Here is a 19,872-nt window from a genome sequence, read left to right on the forward strand (position 1 = left end):
TATGGCCGGGTGACTGCGAACAAGTAACGCGGCTGTTTGTACTGCCGTGGACTGCCGGGGGTGCGTGGATTTCGCTGGCAGTCTATGTGTGGCGGCCTTGGTGAGGTTTTCGGCGAGCGTGTCGGTCAATTACCGGCTACCTGGCTGGTATGCTGATCACATGCAGGCCGACCCGGCTCGTGTCGACGCGTTCGAGCAATACCGGGATTTGATGTTCGGCATATCCTATCGAATGCTGGGTACCGTCGCCGACGCCGAGGACACCATTCAGGAGACCTGGCTGCGGTGGAACCAGATCGACCGGGATTCGGTCGTCGATCCCCGGGGTTATCTGGTCCGCGCGGTGACCCGTACCTCCATCGACCAGCTGCGCCGGGCCAAGGCGCGGCGGGAACAGTACGTCGGTTCCTGGCTGCCGGAACCGTTGCTGACCGGCCCGGATTCCGCGGAGAGCGTGGCGCTGGCCGATTCGGTCTCGATGGCGATACTGGTGATGCTGGAACGGTTGTCGCCCCTTGAGCGTGCGGTCTTCGTGCTGCGGGAGGTGTTCGGGTTCAGCTTTCCCGAAGTCGCGCAGGCGATCGACCGGTCGGAGGCGGCGGTCCGCCAGCTCGGCCGCCGGGCCAGGGCGAATGTCCGCGGCCGCCCCCGGTTTACCGCTGACAGCATGCAAACCAGGCAGATCACCGAGCGGTTTCTGGCCGCCTGCCTCGGGGGCGACCTCGGCGGGCTGATGGAGCTGCTCGCGCCGGACGTCACGATGTACGTCGATTCCAACGGCCGATCCGAAGGTGGCCCGCTGCAACCGGTGTACGGCGCGCAGGCGATCGCCGGCTACTTCGCGTCGGTTGCCGGCCGGTTCCCGGCCGGCATCCGGTCGCGCTATGTCGAACTCAACGGCAGTGGCAGTGGTCTGCTGGTCGTCGGCGACGAGGTGTACGCGGCATTCGTGCTCGATTTCGCGCCAGGGCCGGACGGCCGGGTGGCGGCCGTGTGGGTCATCCGCGAGGAGGGCAAGTTGTCACGTATCCCTGTCCCGCAGGACAGTTAGACGGACGCGGAGACGATCTCCAACGCCGGATCCGGTGTGACCAACGGGAATTCCAGGCCCCGCTCGAGTTGCAGGCTGATCAGCGCCAGGTTGTTCGTGGAGACGATCTGTTCGGTGATGCGGCCGTCGCGCAGCCGGACGGTGTGGGTCTCGATCGTGGTGCCTCGTCTGCCGGTGGGCGGCTGCCCGTGGAACGGCCCGGTGTTGTGCCAGTCCCAGGCATAGCGGAAGACGGCGCGCGTGTTGTCGGCGTTGTGGAACTCGTCGTGCAGCGCCACGCGCAGGCCTGGGTAGGTCACGTGGAACCCGCTCGCGACCTTGAGAACAGCGGGAAAGCCCATGACCTTCCACGCGAAGGGGGCGTAGAGGATGACGTCCTCGTCGTACAGTTGAGCGAAGGATTCCCAGTCCTGAGTGGCCCATGCGAGAACGAACTTCTCTCCCAATGAACTCATATGGTCCTCACTCCTCCAGTCGGTGTACCTGACCGACGCAGCAGAGCTCGCAACTGTGACATGAGACCCGGTATTTGTGCCGTCACCGCCCTGGGAACGCATTCCTGACAACGTTTTGTTATTGGCCGCTTTACAGTTTCCCGACGACCCGTACCGTGTGCTGTAGTCCAAAACACCGGACAGTTACAGATTGTCCAACTGGTTGCAATCGGCGTCACCCGACTGGACCGCCCGTTCCGGGCGAATGTATAGAAAGATAATCACCAGCCTGGGGCGAACGATTGCAGGGACCGTGCCATCTGGACCGGGTAGGCGCGATCCACTGATTAGGGGGCCGGAATGACCGAAATGCGTATATCCGTGGGCGGGCCGTCCCGGGCTCAGCCACCGAGATTCTCCGGCCAGTTACCGCCGTTGCTCGGCCGGGACACGGATCTGCTGACCCTGGTCGCGCACCTGTGCAGATCCGACGCCTACCTGTCCACGCTGACCGGCCCCGGCGGAGTCGGCAAGAGCAGGCTCGCGGCCGCGGCGGCTGACGAGGTCACCCTGACGACCTCGTTCACCGTCGTACTCGCCGACCTGCACGACGTGGACACCGCGGAGGGTGTGCTGAGGTCGGCCGCTGGTGCGCTCGGTGACGAGTTCGGCCGTACGATCCGCGCTCCGGTGACCGTTCGTGACATCGTCGCGATCATTCCGGATCGAGACGTGTTGCTGATTCTCGACGGCTGCGAGCAGGTGATCGAGGCCGTGGCCGCGCTCGTCTCCGACCTGCGTTCCTGGCGCAGCCGCCTGCGAGTGCTGACCACGGGCAGGCGGCCGTTGAAGCTGTACGGGGAACGGCTGTTCCCGCTGCGACCATTGCCAACGCCGCAATGCCCGCTCACCGAGGATGTCGCGGAGTTACCGGAATACCCGTCGGTGGCGCTGTTCATGGACCGGGCCAGGGCAATGGATCCGTCGTTCGCTCTGACGGCGGAGAACGCGGAACCTGTCGCGGAGATCTGCCGCAGGATGGACGGCCTGCCGCTGGCGATCGAGCTGACCGCGGCGCGGTTGCGGCTGTTCCCGGTCGCGACCCTGGTCAACCGATTGCAGGAGAGCGGCCACGGCGCTGTCGGCAGGAACACGGGCAGGCCGCACCGGCACCGGTCGCTGCACGCCCTCACGGAAGGCAGTTTCCGGCTGCTGGACGAGGAACAACAGCGTCTGCTGATGCGGATCGCGGTGTGTGTGCAGGACATCGGGCTCGACACGGTCGAAGATCTCGGCGGGCTGGCGCCACACCAGACGGAACGTGTGCTGGAACCGTTGGTGGACCTCAACTTGGTCGTGGTGCGGCACGGCTCGGGCGCCCCTCGGTTCGCAGTGCTGGAGACAGTGCGGATGTTCTGCCTGGACCGGCTCACCGAACGCGGGGAACTGGCCGACGTGAAAACCCGCCACGCCGAACACTTCCAGGCTCTGGCCCACCGCGCCAAGCCCCATCTCACCGGCGGTGACCAGGCACAGTGGCTGGGTGAACTCGAAGCCGCGCACGACAACCTGCGGTGCGCACTGGATTTCCTGGTCCAGGACGAACGCCCGGCCGAAGCCTCGAGCACCGCGGTGGCGATGCACCGGTTCTGGCTGATCCACGGACATCTGGAGATCGGATGCCGGCACCTCACTGACGCGTCTCTGTCGCAATCGGATGGTGCGGCACAGGCGGCATATGGTGCGCTGGCCGCCGCAATGGGTGATGTGCTGCGCGCAGCGGAGGCCTTCCACCGGGCGAGTACGGCCTACCGGGAGTGCGGCGACCATGATCGGGAGCAGGCCATGCTGGCCCAGCGCCACGCGGCCCTCCAGCATGCGGGCGAGCGGCCCAACGTCCGGTCGATCGACCACGTGATCCGGTCCGCGGGCCGGGCGGAAGCACCGACCGAGATCGGCGACGCGGCGCTCGCGCTCGCCATGTCCGCGGGCCAGGATCTCGACCGCTGCGAGGAACTGCTGGGGGTCGCCCGGCTCGTCTACGCACGCCACCAGGATGTGCGTGGAACCGGCCTGGTCTTCGCGGAGCAGGCTGAGCTGGCCATGGCACGCGGTCAGTTCGACGTGGCCGAACGATTGTTCAGGCTGAGCATGGAAAGGCTGCGGTCGGTCGGCGAGCGCACGATGTTGCCAACCGTGCTCGACGCGTACGCATCTCTGCTGTGGCAACAGGTTTCGGGGCAGGAAGACCGGACTGTGCGGATGATGGCGGCAGGTTCGGCCCTGCGCAAGGCCACGCACGCGTCGCCGTTGCGGACGCGGCGAACCGTGCACGCCGGACCATTACGCCAGTTACGCCGTAACCTCGGCGGCGCGAGGTTCGAGGCCCTGTGGCAGGAAGGCCGGTTGCTCGACTCCGCCGCCATGGTGGCGGAGATACTGTCGGCACCGCTGCTGGCCGACGGCGGGCGTACGCCTTCCGCGCCACAGGAAGCCAAGCTCACTCCCCGGCAGTACCAGATCGCCTCGCTGGTCAGTCAGGGTCTGACGAATCGCCAGATCGCCCACCAGCTGCAGATCTCGGAGTGGACCGCGGTCAACCACGTCCGGCAGATCATGCAGAAGCTCGGCCTGCCGTCCCGTATCCATGTCGCACAGTGGGTACTGAAGGTCGACGACGGGCTAGGAGACGTTCGCCGTGGCGAGCATGGTCAGTAGCCGGTCGTAGGAGACCTTGCCGCAGGCGTCCCGGGGCAACGTCTCCACCTGGATCAGCTTCGTGGGCAGGTACCACTCCGTCATGCCTCGCCAGGTCAGGAAATCGCGCAGATCGCTGAGGGACGGGCAGTGGCCGCGGGAGGCCACCACGGCACAAGGCTGCTCGTCACCGTCAGACACCGCGTGGCCGATCACCGCCACCTCCCGGACCGCCGGGTGCTCCCGCAGTTCCCCTTCCACCTCCTCGACAGGGATCATGAACATGCCACCGATCCGCCGGTTCGCCCGGCCGGCGAACCGCAGCCCGCCATGTCCGTCGTGCCGTACCAGGTCGCCGGTGTCGAACCAGCCGCTGTCGGTGTCCCAGAGCGCGCGGACATCCCGATCACTGGGTGCGTCGGTCTGCCATACAGCCGAACCCAAAGACGGACCAGTCACCCACAGCCGGTAAAGCCCGTCGACACCTGGCACCGGACGCAGGTCCGTTGCCAGGGCGGGCAGCGGCCGGCCGTCGCTGTGCGCCGCCCACCGGTCCGGGTCGTCCTCCCGGATCCGCAGGCCGAGGCCGACCTCGGTCATGGCCCAGCAGGACCGGATCGGCACGGAGAACTCGTCGGCCAGTTGGTGCACCAGCTTGCTGGGCACGGGGGTGGCGCCGGCTTTCAGCAACCGCAACGACGGCAGGTGCCTGCGCCGCCGCCGCTGTGCCTCGACCATTTGGGACAGGAAGACCGGGGCTGCGAACAACTGGGTCACACCCGCGGACGCCATCAGGTCCAACTGGCGGTCGGCGTCCCAGACGTCCTGGTACACGCCGGTTCCGTGCGCCAGCAACGATCCCCAGACGGAGTACAGCGTGGCGGCGAGCCCGGTGATCGGGTGCGGGGTGCAGAACACCTCGTGGCGGTCCCAGCCGCGTTCGACCGGTTCGGCGTACCCGCCTATCCCGGCGTAGATCGAGTTCTCGGTGTGCAGCACGGACTTTCGCTGACCGGTGGTGCCGGACGTGAACATCAGCAGCCGCGGCTCGTCCATCGCGGCGCCGGACGGCAGGGGAGGCGGTCGCCGGATCAGGTCCTCGTGCGGTGTGTTGAGGAAGTGTTCCGTGAAGTCGATCGCACCGTTGCCAGGCCGTTCGCCGTACACCACGCGGTACCGCAGCTGGGGCAGCCTGGGCGCCATCCGCTCCAGCTCCCACGCGAGTTCGGCGCCCTGCCAGGTCTGTGCCGTGACGCACAGCCGTGCCCGCGCGTCGGTGAGGATCAGCTCCAGTTCCCTCGGCCTGATACTGGTCTGAATCGGCACGGCCACTGCACCGATCCACATGCAGGCCAAGGTGAGTGCCGTTGTCTCCCACCAGTCCGGCAACTGGTACGCCACCGCGTCACCGCGACGGATGCCGAGTGCGATCAACCCACCCGTGAACCGGCGGACATAGCGCAGGAGTTCGCCGTATCGCACGGTCACCGCCCGGCCGGTCTCCGCGCGGTAGGCGATGATCGCCGGTCGTTCCGGGCAACTGGCGGCGGCCCTGACGAGGTCGTGCAGGATCGACTCGTCGCGCCACCATCCTTCACGCCGGTAGTGCGCCGCCATCCACGCCGGTGGCCGGACGTCGAACGGATCGATTGTCACGACGACCTTTCCCCTGTGACCCCGGCGGTCACGGGCGTGTCCGACGGCTCTGCCGGCGGTTTGGCGCGGCCTGGCAGCAACAACGCGAGCAGCATGCCCGCCACCTGCACTGCGGCGGTCAGCACCAACGCCCATGTCGCGGCGGTGGTGAACGCGCTGCCGAACACGTCCTGCGTGACTCTCGCTGTCTCCTGCGCCGCCTGTTCGGACAGGCCGGGCGGCAGCGGGATACCACCGCTCTGCCCGACACCGACGTCGAGGCCACGGTCGACGGCCGCGGCGATGTTGTCCTGGAAGCCGGCCTGAGCCTCCGGCGGTAGGTCACCGAGCCGCTGCGCGGCCTGTTCGGTCACCTCACTGGCCAGACGGTTCTGCAACAGCAGGCCAACTGCGGCGGCGCCCAGCACAGTGCCGAGCTGACGAGTCGTGGCGAGCACACCGGAGGCCGCACCTGCCAGTGGTGGCGGGACGTCCCGCATGGCAAGGGTATTGATCGCGGGGAACACCACGCCCATGCCGATACCGAACAGGATCAGTCCCGGCAGCAGGACCCACGGACTGGAGTCCGGCTCGGCCATCAGCCCGGCCAGCCCGACGCCGCCGCCGTAGAGCAGCAGGCCGGGCACCAGGATCGCCCGCCCGCCGACCTTGGCGACCAGACTGCCCGCGACAGGGGAGAGCAGCAGCGAGATCACCGACGGCGGCACGAGCACCAGACCGGCGACGATGGCCGACAGCCCGAGGACGGACTGCAGGTAGATGGTCAGCGGCAGGAGCAGTCCGACGGACGCGAACAGGATCACCGACGACAGGGTCACCGAGACCGAGAACACCCGGTTGCGGAACAGTTCGAACGGCAGCAGCGGATCCCGCTCCTGCCTGCGCCGCTGCAGAAGCAGGAAGACGGCGAACACCACGACCCCGGCGACGAGCACGGCCGGGATGGTGACGAACGAGAACACCGTGCCCCACTTGTAGCGCTGGCCCTCGATCAACGCGAAGATCACCAGGAACAGCGCGACGGTCGACAACAGCACGCCTGGCAGGTCCAGCCGGGGACGGCGGCCGGAGCGCGCGTTCGGCACGACCATCAGCGCGGCCACCACGGCGAACGCGCCGAGCGGCATGTTGATGAAGAAGATCCAGCGCCAGCCGACCGTGCTGACCAGCAGGCCGCCCAGCGTGGGGCCGGCGATGATGGCGAGCCCCGCCACCGACGACCACACGCCGAACGCGGCGCCCCGCTTCTGCGGCGGGAAAACCACGCTGATCAGCGCGAGGGTCTGGGGCATCATCACCGCCGCGCCGAGGCCCTGCACCGACCGGGTGATGATCATCTGCTCGGCCGAGCCCGCCAGCCCGCACGCGGCCGACGCGACCGTGAAGATCATCAGCCCGGCGATGAACATGGTCCGTGACCCGAGCCGGTCGCCGAGCCTGCCGGACAGCAACTGCAGCGCGGCGAACACCAGGGTGTACGCGTTGACGAACCACAGCACCTGATCCAGCGACGCGTCCAGCCCGGTCACCATGTCCGGGATGGCGATGTTCACGATCGTGGTGTCCAGCAATGTCATGAAGAACCCCACGAGCAGCACACTCAGTACCACCCACGGGTTACGCTCTCGCGTCTGCACCTGATCTCTCCTCGCGTCGCCTGGGAGTTGGCTCCCGACTGACCGACGCACGCGGGCCGGCAACTGTGACATCGCCGGGGAGGCAAATTCGGCGAGCCGGTCAGAGCCGCTCTATGTGCCGGTCGGAGGCGAGCCGGTTGCGGCAGTCGAGGACGTAGCGAGCGTGGGTGTGGATCATGTCGTAGTCGAAGGCGTCGTGGTCGGTGAGGATCACGACGGCATCCGCCGTGGCGACCTCCTCGACGCTCAACTCGACACGCGTGACACGAGCGTCGATCGGCGCGGTCTCCCGGACATGCGGATCGGCCGCACGTACCTCGGCGCCTGTGCGTATCAACAACTCCGCCGCCCGAACCGCGGGCGATTCCCTGGCGTCACCGCTGTTTCGCTTGTACGCCAGACCGAGCATGAGAACCCGGGAACCGTTGGCGGAACGCTGGCGCTCGTTCAGTGCCTCCACCAACCGTTGCACCACATACTGCGGCATCTGGTTGTTGACGTCATTGGCCAGGTCGACGAACCGGAACCGGCGGCCGAGCTGACGTTCGACACGCCACGACAGGTACCGCGGGTCGACCGGCAGACAGTGACCGCCCACTCCAGGACCGGGAGTGAACCGCATGAACCCGAAGGGCTTGGACGACGCCGCACCGATGGCGTCCCAGATGTTCACGCCGAGCTCGTGCGCCACCACAGCCATCTCGTTGACCAGTGCGACATTCACGTGCCGGTAGGTGTTCTCGATCAGTTTGGCCAGCTCGGCAGTTTTCGGCGAGGTCACCGGCACGGTCGTCTCGACCACGGTGTCGTAGAACTCCCGTACCCGCCGCAGTGACTCATCGTCCACTCCCGACACCAGCTTCGGGGTCCGTTCGAACGTCCAGTACTGGTTTCCGGGGTCGATGCGCTCAGGGCTGTACCCGAGCCGGAAGTCAGGCCCCGGCGCGAGGCCGCTTTCCTTCTCCAGCAGTGCGCCGAACACGTCCTCGGTGGTGCCGGGATAGGTGGTCGATTCGAGTACCACCAGTGCGCCGTGGGTCAGGTGCGGTGCGATGGCAAGCGCCGCGCTCTTGACAAAGGACAGGTCCGGTACGTCGTCGCGCAGTGGGGTCGGCACGGTCACCACGGCGACGTCGAACCCGGCCAGGTCGCCCGCGTCCGTTGTCGGCCGGTAGCCACCCGCCTTGATCACCGCCGCGAGCCGTTCGTCGGACACATCCTCCACATAGGACGTACCCGACCGCAGCCGGCCGATCCGGCCGTCGTCCACGTCGTAGCCGACCACCGAATGCCCGACCTCGGCGGCCCGCACGGCCAGCGGCAGACCGACATACCCCTGGCCGACGACAACGACTTTGCACACCGGGTCAGCCGACATGGACCATCACGATGTTCCCGGCGATCAGCGCCACCACTCCCCAGCGGTGGATGGTGACGCCGGCCTTCCTGGCCACCAGCACCCGGCCGGCCTTCAGACCGTCATAGGCCTGCCTCGCGCGCATCAACACTGTCGGCACGAGGAACAGCCCGAACCAGAGCGGCGCGACGTCCAGCGCGAGCGCGCCGACGATGACGACGAACTCCAGCAGGCTCAGCCCGGCGATGAACCGGTGGTACGCGGCCAGTGAGACGCGGGTGGCCAGATTGATCCGGCCCACCTCCCGGTCGCCCTCGATGTCGTTGATGTTCGAGTACACCGAGACCATCAGGCTCCACAGTCCGAAGAGGAACGACTCGAGCCACATCAGCCCGGTCACCTCGGGATTGATCATGGCGAACGGCACGAGCAGGCACAGGCCGGTGCACAGCCACAAAGCCAGTTCCTGGCCACCCCGGTAGCTGAACTTCAGGCCGTAGGAGTACTGGATGAAGACGAACGCGCACACCGCTGCGGCCACGATGCCCAAGGTCGACGCATAGGGCGCGATCGCGAACGCGACCACCCAGAGCGCCAGGCCGATGAAGGTGCAGGCGTAACCGAAGCGCAATGCCTGCGGCACCGTGAGCCTGCCGTCCAGCAACGGTTTGCGATCCCTGGCCCGCAGCGCGGTCTGCGCGGGATTGTAGTTGCGTGCGTCGCTGCCATCGCGGAAACCGGTGACGTCGTCGAACGCCACGGTCGCCGCGACCACACCGACCCAGCCGAGGTCGAACAGGATGAGGGCCAGCCAGATCCGCGGCTCGGCCTGGGCCGACGGGGCCAGCAGGGCGAACGCGACGAGGATGCAGGTGTAGTAGTCCCAGAACGAGAGTTTGGCGAGTTTCACGTACGCCCGTAGCCGCTGCCCGGCCGGGCTCGTCGTCGACGTCATCGCGCGGAGTCCCCTTCAGGTACGGGCTTGCGGCCCACGGTGCTGATCATCACCTGGCTGAGCCAGTGGTTGGCCGGGTCGGCCATCTCCTCGAGGGCGAGTTCGATGCGCGCGTCGTCGACAAGGCCGGCCGTCGTGATCCGTGACCGCATGAACTCAAGCCACAGCATGTAGTGCCTGGCCTGGTCCGAACCGCCGCGCACCATCACCGCCCGGCCTTCGGCCGTTGTCTCCAGTCCGGCCGCCAGCAGCAACTGCAGGTCGACGTGGCCACCACGCGGGTCGTGGCCGGACTGGCGCATCAGGCCGTAACCGGCCGCCCGGATGTCCTGCAGGAAATCCTCTGAGTGGGAACTGCGGAACAACGTCGAGGAATCGGTGTCCTCAAGGAAAAGCAGGCCGCCCGGCCGCAGGGCGCGGACCATCCGTGCGACGACGTCGGCACGGTCGGGCAGGTGCTGCACGAGCATCCTGGCGTGGATCAGGTCGAACGTCTCGGCAGGGAACTCCTCGGTCCGCACGTCGTGCCTGCGTACCTCGACCTGTGGCAGGTCGGCCAGCGACCACCCGGTTTCCTGGCGCTCCACCAGCCGCCGGGTCTCCAGATCGGTGACCAGCACCCGGCCGGTCGGCCCGGTCCGGTCGGCCAGCCAGCAGGCCACCGAACCCGAACCGGCGCCGACCTCCAGGCACCGCCAGCCCGCGGCGACGCCGAGCCGGTCCATCCGTTCGAACGTGCCCGGATCCCAGATGGCCTCGTTGGTGCGCAGCCGTTCGGTCTCCTTGACCCAGGTCGGGTTGAAGACATAGTCCTGTTCGGAGATGGTGCTCATAGCTCCCTCACTCGAAGAATTCGCACACCGTGTCCGCGATGAACTCGACGTTCCCGTCGGTCAGGTGCGGCCAGATCGGGATGCCGAGATTGCGCTTGCTCACCTGCTCGGCGTTGGGCCAGCGTTGCCCTTCCGGTGCCCACGTGGAGAACGCGGGCTGCAACGGCAGGGGCACCGGGTAGTAGATGTGTGTGCCGATCTGCCGGTCGCTGAGGTACGCGCGCAGGTCCTCACGCCGGTTCACCAGCAGCGAGTAGACGTAGTAACAACGGCCGTTGCGGCCTGCGGGCGGGGCCAGCACGCCGCGGTCCGCCAGCGGCGCGAACCGCTCGGAGTAGTAGTCGGCGATCTGGGCGCGTCGTTCCAGGCGGTCGGCGAACGTGGGCAGCCGGTGCAGCTGGAACGAAGCGAGAACCTCGTCGAACCGGCTGTTCTGGCCGATGCGGTGGTGCGTGAAGCGTTGCCTGCCGTCCTGGCCGTGGTTGCGCAGCATCCGGCAGAGCGCGGCCAGTTCGTCGTCCTCGGTGAGGACCATGCCGCCTTCACCGGCCGTTCCGAACGCCTTGACCTGGAAGAAGGAGAAAACCCCGAGCTCGCCCCAACGGCCCGCCGGCACACCGTCGAGCACCGCGCCCTGCGCCACGGCCGCGTCCTCGATCACCGGCAGCCCGTACTGCCTGCCGAGTTCCTGGAACTTCGGCATGTCGGCCATGATCGAGAAGATGTGCGCGGGCATCAGCGCCTTGGTCCGCTCGGTGACCAGCTCGGGCACCTTGGCCGGATCCAGCACCATGGTCCACGGATCGACGTCGGCGAAGACCGGCGTCGCCCCGATGTTGATCACCGAGCTGGCCACCGGCTGACAGCAGAACGCGGGCACGATCACCTCGTCACCCGGACCGATGCCCAGTGCCCGCACACAAAGTTCCAGCGCTCCGGTCGCACTGCCACACGCGATCACGTGCTTGGCACCGGTTTCGGCGCGCAGTGCGTCCTCCAGCGCGGCGGTCTGCTCGCCGAGGATGAACTTCTGGGACGGCCCGGTGCCGTGCTCGTACACGATGTCCAGCAGTGCCTGGCGGTCCTGCTCGAACAGGTCCGGCGGGAAGAACGGCAGCGTGGTCAATTCCGGCTCCCGGTGTAGAAGGTGCGGATCGCCTCGCAGACACGGTCGACCGTGTCCTCGTCGAGGTCGTGGTGGAACGGCAGTGCGACCGTGTGTTCGCACGCGGCCTCGGCATTCGGGAAGTCGCCGCGGCGGTAGCCCAGCTCGGCGAAACAAGGCTGCAGATGCAGCGGCGTCGGGTAGTACACCTCGGTGCCGATGCCTTGCCGCGTCAGGTGTTCGACCAGTTCGTCACGGCGTTCCACTTCGATGACGTACACGTAGAACACGGGATCGCTCTGGACCTCGCGCTTGGCGAGGGACGGCAACCGAAGCACGCCTGGCACTGCCCGCAGACGCTCGGTATAGGCCTCGGCGAGCACGGCCCGGCGTGCGATGTCCGCGTCCAGATGTGGCAGTTTGCCCATGAGCACACAGGCCTGGATGTCGTCCATCTTGCTGTTGGTGCCCGACGCGCCGGACAGGTTGGAGATACCGGCGATGTGGTCGGTGGTACGGCCCATCCGGCCGTGGTGGCGCAGGATCGCGGCCTGGTCGGCCACGTCCGGGTCGTTGGTGACGATCGCGCCGGCGTCCCCGAGCGCGCCGAGTGTCTTGGTGGGGAAGAACGACAGCACCCCGCCCTTGCCCAGCAGCCCGGCATGGGTGCCGTCCCAGCGCATGCCGATCGACTCGGCGCTGTCCTCGACCACGGTCAGGTTGTGCCGCGCGGCGACCTGACCGATCCCGGCCATGTCCGCCAGCTGCCAGAACAGGTGGGTCGGCATGATCGCGGTGGTCCGCTCGGTCACCGCCGCCTCAGCCGAATCCGGGTCCAGCGAATAGCTTTCCGGGTCGATGTCGGCGAACACGGGTTTGGCCAGCGCGAGCGCGACCGACGACGCGGTCGCGACAAAGCTGAACGCCGGCACGACGACCTCGTCACCGCGTCGCACACCGGCGGCGCGTAGCAGCAAAGTCAACGCGTCGGTACCGCTGTTCACTGCCAGAACGTGCTCGGCGCCGGTGTAGGCGGCGAGCATCTTCTCCAGTTCCACCACCTGCCGGCCGTGTGAGTACTTGCCCCGGTCGAACAGGGCATTGAGATGCCGGCGGATCTCCGGCCAGCACCGTTCGAACGACGAAGCCTGAGTGAAGAAAGGAATGGGTGGCGCGGACCTCGAGTTCACGTAGCCATCCTCCAAATGTCCTCCGCGAGCATGCGCCGCAGTCCGAAGGAAAACGTAGGAGGAGCTTTTTGGATCGGGCAATAGCAATACACTGACCGCGCCGTGACAACGGAATGGCTGTCATCAGCCATGCCGCCCGGATATGTCGTCATATGACCAGTTCAACCGATGTTCGCCCGCTGTGGCCGTCCACTCCGGCCGGTCCCGATCGGCCTGGGAGGGCTTGACGGCACGCGTCCTATCACGTGAGCCTTGGGTCGCTCGCTGGGGAGCCGTGCCGATCGGCCGGATACACGAAGCAGGGAAAACACAGTCCCACTTCCCTAGGGGAATGCGATGAACTCCGAGAATGACCCGGGCGTGCCTATCGGGAAAACAGTGGTTCTGGCCGAACCGCGCAGCTTCTGTGCTGGTGTGCGACGCGCCATCGGAATTGTCGAGGCAGCACTCGAGCGATTCGGGCCACCCATCTACGTCCGAAACCAGATCGTGCACAACCATCACGTGGTTCGTGCGCTGGAACAACGTGATGTCCATTTTGTGAGCTCCACCGAGGAAGTCCCGCGTGGCGCGGTGTGCGTGCTGTCGGCACACGGCGTCTCGCCCGCGGTGCGTGAGGCGGCTGCGGCGCGCGACCTCCGGGTGATCGACGCGACGTGCCCGCTTGTGTCCAAAGTGCACCAACAGGTGATCAGGGCGGCCAGGGACGACCGCACCGTCCTGCTCGTCGGTCACATGGAACATGAGGAGGTCGAGGGCACCTATGGCGAGGCTCCCGACCGGACGATCGTGGTCAGCACAGTGGACGAGGTGCGGCAGCTGGATCTGCCGGAGGACACCCCGGTCACCTACGTCACCCAGACCACACTGTCGATCGACGACACCCGTGAGATCGTCGACGCGATCGCGGACCGCTTCACCGACATGACCGGCCCCGGGACCGACGACATCTGTTACGCCAGCCAGAACCGGCAGAACGCGGTGAAGGCGCTCGCACAGCGCACTGACGTTGTTCTGATTGTCGGCTCGGAGAACTCCAGCAACACCGTGCGCATGGTTGAGGTCGCGCAGCAGGCCGGAGTGCGGTCCTATCTCGTGCCCGATGTCGAGGACCTGGACGAGAGCTGGCTGCACGGCGCGACCTCGGTCGGTGTCAGCGCGGGTGCCAGCGCACCGGAGTTCCTGGTGGAACAACTGCTCGATCGGTTGGCCGAACTCGGTCTCGACCGGCTCGAGGTGGAGGTCACCGGCTCGGAGGCGGACATCACCTTCGGGCTGCCGTCGGCCGTCGGCGGAACCGAACCGGTGGCGGACACAGGGGAGCAGAACACAGGGGAGTCGAGCTGACGTGCTGCGGACATTGATCATCGGGCTGGGTCACTCCGGCGCCGGCCTGCACCTGACTGTGCTACGCAAGCTCCGGGCGGCACGGCAATGGGACGCCGCGTTCGATCAGGCCCCTGTTGTCGCGGTCGATCCGCGAGCGCACGCCATCACCGTGGGGCCGGACGTGCGGGTGGCCGCTTCGATCGCCGAGGCCGCCGAGCTGCTGGATCCGGCCCGCACCGTGGTGCACGTGTGCACGCCGCCGACGGTCCGGCTGGAGTTGTTGCGTGAACTGGCCGGGCTCGGCTTCCGCAACATCATCGTGGAGAAACCGGTCACCACCGACCTGGCGACCCTGGCGGCCATCCTGAATCTGGCCTACGCCGAGGGATTGCGGCTGGCGGTGGTGGCGCCATGGCTGGCCAGTTCGCTGACCGCGCGGCTCGTCGACCTGGTCACCACGGGCGGCATGGGCACGTTGCGAGCCATCGAGATTCACCAGAGCAAGCCGCGGATGGGCCGTTCCCTGGCCACCGACGGACATCCGACCGCGTTCGACATCGAACCGCCGCACTCACTCGGCGTGTGCCTCCGGCTGGCGGGCGCCGCGCGGCTGGCCGACGCGCGCCTGTCCGACATGACCATCGGCAGCACGGTGATTCCCAACATGGGATCGGCCGAACTGGTGCTCCACCACGGCACCGCGACCAGCCGGATCGTGTCCGAGCTGGTGTCGCCGGTCCGGGAACGCCGGATCGAGCTCGACTTCGACCGCGGTCACGTGATCGGCCACTACCCGGGCAGCGGGGACGACCACTATGCCCATCTGCACGTCGCCGCCGACGGCCGGCAGGCCACCCGGGAGATCTTCCCGGACGACGCGCTGACCGCGTACGTGCGCGACACCTACCGGGGTTTCCTGCGGGGCGAGGACTTCCGCACAGAGCTGGCGATCGGCAGCCAGGTGGTCGAACTGATCGCGGAGGCCAAGGACCTGTGCCTGACCGGAGCGGAGGCGGCCCGTGTCAGCTGACGGCGTCATCACCTTCGCCGGTATCGGGGACGAGGCGGGCGAATCGCTCAGCGAGCAGATCGAGGCACACCAGCGGCTGGGCTGGTCCACGATCGAACTGCGCAACGTCGACGGCGAACCGTTGGCCGACCTCAGCGACGCAGCGTTCGATCGTCTCGCCGAGCGGATCGAGCGGGCGGGTCTGCGCGTGGTGTGCGTCGACTCGCGGATCGCCAACTGGGCGCGGCCGATCACCGGGGACTTCGAACTCGACCTGACGGAACTAGGCAAGCTCGAAAAACGTTGCGCTGCACTAGGTACGCGGTATGTGCGGGTGATGTCCTATCCGAACGACGGCCTGCACGACGTCGAGTGGGGCGCGCGGGTCCGGGTGCGGATGCGGATGCTGGCCAACCGGGCCGAGGCCGCGGGATTGGTTCTGCTGCACGAGAACTGTGCGGGCTGGGCAGGTACGGACGCCAGGCTGGCTCGGCGTCTGATCGAAGACACCGACAGTCCCGCGCTCCGCCTACTGTTCGACATCGGCAACGGCATCGCCTACGGCTACGAGGCCTACGACATGCTGGTGGCGTTGCTGCCGTGGGTGGAACACGTCCACGTGAAAGACGCTCGCAGCGAGAACGGCGAAGCCGTCTACACGTTGCCAGGCGAAGGGGACTGCCGGGTCTCGGACTGCCTGCGGCTGCTGCTGGATTCCGGTTACACCGGCACTTTGACGATGGAACCGCACCTGAAGGTCCGTCCGCACGAGGGACGCGCGGATGCCGGCCCGGACGGCGTGACGGAGTTCGTCGAATACGGGCGTGCCATGGAAAAGCTCGTGGCCGGGTTGCGGGAGGTCGCGTGCTGACCGAGCAGGACCGGAACCTGTTGCTGCACCTACTGGAAATGCCGACTGCAGGCCCGTTGGAGACCGGCCCCGATGGTCCGCGGCCGCGGTTGTCGGAAGCGCAGCTGTGCTACGCCGAGGCCGCGGCCAAGCTGGGTTTCATCGTCGAGAAGCACGAGCGTCCGGCGCCGGACACGCTCCTCGGGGAGCACGTGCCGCTTCCGGTTCGCCTTGCCGCGGCCGATCCGGGTTTCCTCGCCGACCAGCCCAGCATGGTGCTGCGGCTCGGCCCGGACCTGCCGCAGGCGGACACGATCATGTTCAACGTCCACCTGGACACCGTGGCCGGGATGCCACCGGTCAGCTATGACGGCACGGTTTTCCGTGGCAGGGGAGCGATCGACGCGAAAGGCCCGGCGGTCGCGTTGCTGGCCGGTATCGGTGCCGCGCTGGCCGCCGATCCCTCGCTGGTGGCGAACACCAGGATCCTGATCCAGGCCGTGTCGGGGGAGGAGGGCGGCGCCATGGGTGTCTTCGGCACCCGCCCGTTGGTGGAACAGGGCTACTACGGCCGTCTCAACCTGTTCTGCGAACCCACCGGAATGCGTTTCCTCTCGAAATGCACCGCAGCGATGACCGCGTGCGTGCGGGTGGACGGCGACGACGCGATCGACGACAACCCCGACGGCGGCCACAACGCCACTGTCCTTCTTGGATACATCAGTCAACGCCTCGCCGAGGTGCTCCCTAGGTACGCCGTCGACGGGCGGGTCTGCGTCGCCGGGATCCACACTGGACACCTGCACAACAGGGTCTACGGCACCGGCCGGCTGATGCTGAACCTGTCCTATGGCCGTACGGAAACCGGCGACCGGCTGGCCAAGGTGCTCGAATCCGAAGTCGGCCGGGCGCTGAGCGAGTTCGGTGCCCGCTATCGTGATCACCACGATCTGGCCCGCACGGCCGCGGACGCGTCAGCGATCACCACAGTCGAATGGCACAAACGCGGTCTGCCCACCCTGGAGTCCAAAGAGGATGAATGGGTGACGGACCTGCTGGACCTCGGACTGACGCAATGGCCGGCCGACGAGCCCGCCTTCACCTGCGACGCGCTGTGGATGGCCGACCGGCCAGGCACCTACACCGCAGTTCTCGGGCCGGGACAGCTCGACCGGAACCACGCGCACGCGGAAGGCGAGTACGCCGAGGAAGCCGAGCTGGCGGAATTCGCCGACGCGGTCTCGGCGATCCTGCTGTGTTTCGCCCGGCAACGGGCCACACGATCACTGACGGGGAGGGCGCGGTGACGGATCTGACCGACAGTCAGACGACTGTGCGGATGGAATACAAGGAACTCGTCGAGTTCACCGCGACAGTGTTCGCCGATCGTGGTGTTCCGGCCGATCGGGCGTACATCGCCGCGGAGGCGTTGTGCTACGGCGATCTGACGGGAATGTCCTCACACGGCACCGCGAATCTCACGCGGTTGTATCTGCCGGCCATCGACGAGGGCCGGATCGACCCGGCCGCGACACCACAACCCCTTGCCGACACCGGCGCCGCCGTGGTGCTCGACGGCAAGCGAGCGTTAGGTCTGTGGTCGGCGACAGACGCCTTGGACCTGGCCGCGAGCCGGGCGCGCGACACCGGGATAGCCATGGTGTCCGTACGCGACGCCACGCATTTCGGTTGCGCCGGGTACCACACCGGACGGCTGGCACGGCGGCATTTCGTCGCGCTGCTCGCATCGAACTGCGGCAGGCAGCGTATCGCCCGTGCCCCTGGTGGACGGCCGGCGGTGCTCGGCACGAATCCGCTCAGCCTCGCCTCGCCGGCCGGTCGGCATCATCCCTACGTACTGGACATGAGCACCACAGTCGTGCCCACCGGCCGGATCCGGGCGGCGGAGCGCGCGGGCGAACCCATTCCGGAGGGCTGGCTGGAGGATGCCGACGGTCGTCCGGTCACCGACCCTGGCGCGTTCGACCGTGGCGAGGCGTACTTGCGTTGGCTCGGCGGCGATCCGGCCACTGGCGCCTTCAAGGGCTACGGACTCGGGTTGCTCGTCGAGGTGCTCGCGGCCCTGGTTCCCGGCGCGGGTCTTGGTCCGGAGCCGGTAGCCCTGGCCGGGGACGGCGGGCCGACGGGCCGCGACGACAACATCGGGTTCGTCGCACTGGTGATCGCGCCTGGCGCGCTCCGGCCAGTCGGAGACTTCCTTGACCAGGCCGACGGACTGTTCACCACATTGCTCGACTGCCCGCCGCAGGCACCGGACCGGCCCGTCAGCTATCCCGGCTGGCATGAGGCAGAACAAGCCGCCCGGACAACGGAACAAGGGGTGTCGCTGCCGATCGAGCGATACCGGGAACTTCGGGACCTGGCCGCGCAGCGCGGTCTTGACCTTCCGCGAACCGGAGGCGCGCAGTGACACGGACCAACATCGCGATCGTCGGCCTCGGGGTGATCTCCCGGTTCTACGTCGAGGCCCTCAGCGAACTGCCCTCGCTGAACCTGGCGGCCGTCTGTGATCTGCGGCCGGCGGCGCTGGCCCCGTTCGAGGGCAAGGTCGAGTGCTACTCCTCGCACCAGGACATGCTGGAACACGCCGTCCTCGACGCGGTCGTGGTGAACGTCCCCAACGACGTGCACGTGCCGGTATGCCGGGACATCATCGAGGCCGGACTGGCGGTCTGCGTGGAGAAACCACTGGCGATCGACCTGCAGGACGGCCGTGACCTGGCTGCGCTCGCCGACCGGCGTGGTGTGCCGCTGTTCACCTCGTTCCATCGCCGGTACAACTCCAACGTACTGACACTGCTCGGTTCGCTGCCGTCCGACCGGCCGGTGACATCGCTGACAGTCCGGTACCTGGAGCAGATCGAGGAACACGCCGGGGCGGACCGCTGGTACCTGGATCCCGCACGCTGCGGCGGCGGGTGCGTCGCGGACAACGGTCCCAACGCCTTCGACCTCGTGCGATTGGTGCTCGGCGACGTCACCCTCCAGGACGCTCAGGTCGTACGAGACGAGGACGGCGTCGATCGCAGCGCGAAGGTCTTCCTGCGTGCCAACAGCGGTGCCGACGTGGAGGTCGAGCTCGACTGGAGCTATCCCGGCGAGGTCAAGGACATCAGTGTGGAACTCGCCGACGGCACCCGGTTGCAGGCCGACATGCTCGCCGGATACCCCGATTTCAAGCAGTCACTGCGGCACGAGTACGTCGGCGTCCTGAAGCATTTCAACCAGATCCTGTCGTCCACCTGTGACTCGTCGGCCGATGGGCTTGCCGCGCTGGAACTCGTGGACGCCGTGTACCGCCGGGAAGTGAGTGTGGCCCGGTGAACCCGAACGAGGATGGCGGCAAGCGAGCGGTGCGCGGCAGCCTGGTCAAGGTGCTGACCCACAGCCGGGTGGATCGCGGCATGCGGCTGGAGGGGTTCGCGAGCAGGTGCGTCCGGCAGGGCGAGGTGCACGAGCTGGTCACCACCGACCAGACCGATCACCAGCCGGGTGCCCGGATCGACCGGGTGGGCTTCCTCGGTTTCGTCGAGGTGGACCGGGCCGGTGTGATCGACCGCGGCGACGAGCTGTGGATCGGCGGGCGGCTGGTCGGCACCGTGCTCGGCTTCGACTCCTGCCACTTCCCGAACCACTACAACGTGCTGGTCACCGCACCCGAGCTGGTCACCGGGCCGGGGCTCGGGCTCGCCCCGGAGGCGGACGTGGTCTTCCTGCAACAGAAACCGGCCGAGATCAGGAGATGAAC

General features: G+C 67.4%; 17 protein-coding genes. 9 read left to right on the top strand and 8 right to left on the bottom strand.

All coding sequences use genetic code 11. The features are described from left to right. Positions 1 to 160: 160 nt before the first annotated feature. Complete coding sequence (gene sigJ, locus JOF56_RS37325; RefSeq protein WP_209644128.1) at positions 161 to 1,051, top strand: RNA polymerase sigma factor SigJ; 891 nt, start codon at positions 161 to 163, stop codon at positions 1,049 to 1,051. On the opposite strand, the gene JOF56_RS37330 is transcribed toward sigJ, so the two are convergent. Then, positions 1,048 to 1,506 (bottom strand): ester cyclase, encoded by a 459-nt coding sequence (locus JOF56_RS37330; RefSeq protein WP_209644129.1) that lies wholly within the window; start codon positions 1,504 to 1,506, stop codon positions 1,048 to 1,050. The two genes, sigJ and JOF56_RS37330, sit on opposite strands and share 4 nt — an antisense overlap. Before the next feature lie 339 nt (positions 1,507 to 1,845). Here JOF56_RS37330 and JOF56_RS37335 point away from each other — a divergent pair, with 339 nt between their 5' ends. Next, the gene (locus JOF56_RS37335) at positions 1,846 to 4,203 is read left to right on the top strand and encodes an ATP-binding protein (protein WP_209644130.1); all 2,358 of its coding nucleotides are present in this window, start codon (positions 1,846 to 1,848) and stop codon (positions 4,201 to 4,203) included. Here the strand turns inward: JOF56_RS37335 and JOF56_RS37340 are convergent. From JOF56_RS37340 to JOF56_RS37370, 7 genes are all read right to left on the bottom strand, one after another. Then, on the bottom strand, positions 4,168 to 5,838 hold the full coding sequence (locus JOF56_RS37340; protein ID WP_209644131.1) for an AMP-binding protein: 1,671 nt from the start codon (positions 5,836 to 5,838) through the stop codon (positions 4,168 to 4,170). The genes JOF56_RS37335 and JOF56_RS37340 overlap by 36 nt on opposite strands. After that, entirely contained in the window at positions 5,835 to 7,475 is a 1,641-nt protein-coding gene (locus JOF56_RS37345; protein ID WP_209644132.1) for a DHA2 family efflux MFS transporter permease subunit, read from the bottom strand. Before JOF56_RS37345 ends, JOF56_RS37340 begins: the two co-directional genes overlap by 4 nt. 100 nt (positions 7,476 to 7,575) lie before the next feature. After that, positions 7,576 to 8,853: a nucleotide sugar dehydrogenase gene (locus JOF56_RS37350; RefSeq protein ID WP_209644133.1), complete on the bottom strand. Its 1,278-nt coding sequence runs from the start codon at positions 8,851 to 8,853 to the stop codon at positions 7,576 to 7,578. Beyond that, entirely contained in the window at positions 8,843 to 9,787 is a 945-nt protein-coding gene (locus JOF56_RS37355; protein WP_209644134.1) for a UbiA family prenyltransferase, read from the bottom strand. The genes JOF56_RS37350 and JOF56_RS37355 overlap by 11 nt, the downstream gene beginning before the upstream one ends. Further along, positions 9,784 to 10,620 (bottom strand): class I SAM-dependent methyltransferase, encoded by an 837-nt coding sequence (locus JOF56_RS37360; protein WP_209644135.1) that lies wholly within the window; start codon positions 10,618 to 10,620, stop codon positions 9,784 to 9,786. The genes JOF56_RS37355 and JOF56_RS37360 overlap by 4 nt, the downstream gene beginning before the upstream one ends. 7 nt (positions 10,621 to 10,627) lie before the next feature. After that, positions 10,628 to 11,746, bottom strand: coding sequence for a DegT/DnrJ/EryC1/StrS family aminotransferase (locus JOF56_RS37365; RefSeq protein WP_209644136.1), 1,119 nt, complete (start codon positions 11,744 to 11,746; stop codon positions 10,628 to 10,630). Next, positions 11,743 to 12,915: a DegT/DnrJ/EryC1/StrS family aminotransferase gene (locus tag JOF56_RS37370; protein ID WP_307855429.1), complete on the bottom strand. Its 1,173-nt coding sequence runs from the start codon at positions 12,913 to 12,915 to the stop codon at positions 11,743 to 11,745. The genes JOF56_RS37365 and JOF56_RS37370 overlap by 4 nt, the downstream gene beginning before the upstream one ends. 336 nt (positions 12,916 to 13,251) lie before the next feature. Here JOF56_RS37370 and ispH point away from each other — a divergent pair, with 336 nt between their 5' ends. The 7 genes from ispH to JOF56_RS37405 are packed head-to-tail and all read left to right on the top strand — an operon-like array spanning position 13,252 to position 19,870. After that, positions 13,252 to 14,262 (top strand): 4-hydroxy-3-methylbut-2-enyl diphosphate reductase, encoded by a 1,011-nt coding sequence (gene ispH / locus JOF56_RS37375; RefSeq protein WP_209644137.1) that lies wholly within the window; start codon positions 13,252 to 13,254, stop codon positions 14,260 to 14,262. Between the two features lies 1 nt (position 14,263). Continuing rightward, positions 14,264 to 15,274, top strand: a complete 1,011-nt coding sequence (locus JOF56_RS37380) for a Gfo/Idh/MocA family oxidoreductase (protein WP_209644138.1) — start codon at positions 14,264 to 14,266, stop codon at positions 15,272 to 15,274. Continuing rightward, positions 15,264 to 16,124: a sugar phosphate isomerase/epimerase family protein gene (locus JOF56_RS37385; protein ID WP_209644139.1), complete on the top strand. Its 861-nt coding sequence runs from the start codon at positions 15,264 to 15,266 to the stop codon at positions 16,122 to 16,124. Before JOF56_RS37380 ends, JOF56_RS37385 begins: the two co-directional genes overlap by 11 nt. Beyond that, positions 16,118 to 17,410, top strand: a complete 1,293-nt coding sequence (locus JOF56_RS37390) for a M20/M25/M40 family metallo-hydrolase (RefSeq protein ID WP_307855430.1) — start codon at positions 16,118 to 16,120, stop codon at positions 17,408 to 17,410. Before JOF56_RS37385 ends, JOF56_RS37390 begins: the two co-directional genes overlap by 7 nt. Continuing rightward, a complete protein-coding gene (locus JOF56_RS37395; protein ID WP_307855431.1) occupies positions 17,407 to 18,534 on the top strand; it encodes an Ldh family oxidoreductase in 1,128 nt (375 codons plus the stop codon). Before JOF56_RS37390 ends, JOF56_RS37395 begins: the two co-directional genes overlap by 4 nt. Further along, positions 18,531 to 19,448, top strand: coding sequence for a Gfo/Idh/MocA family protein (locus tag JOF56_RS37400; RefSeq protein WP_209644140.1), 918 nt, complete (start codon positions 18,531 to 18,533; stop codon positions 19,446 to 19,448). Before JOF56_RS37395 ends, JOF56_RS37400 begins: the two co-directional genes overlap by 4 nt. Next, positions 19,445 to 19,870, top strand: coding sequence for a DUF6917 domain-containing protein (locus JOF56_RS37405; RefSeq protein WP_209644141.1), 426 nt, complete (start codon positions 19,445 to 19,447; stop codon positions 19,868 to 19,870). The genes JOF56_RS37400 and JOF56_RS37405 overlap by 4 nt, the downstream gene beginning before the upstream one ends. Positions 19,871 to 19,872: the final 2 nt, after the last annotated feature.

The sequence above is a fragment of the Kibdelosporangium banguiense genome (genome assembly GCF_017876405.1).
Classification (GTDB): domain Bacteria; phylum Actinomycetota; class Actinomycetes; order Mycobacteriales; family Pseudonocardiaceae; genus Kibdelosporangium; species Kibdelosporangium banguiense.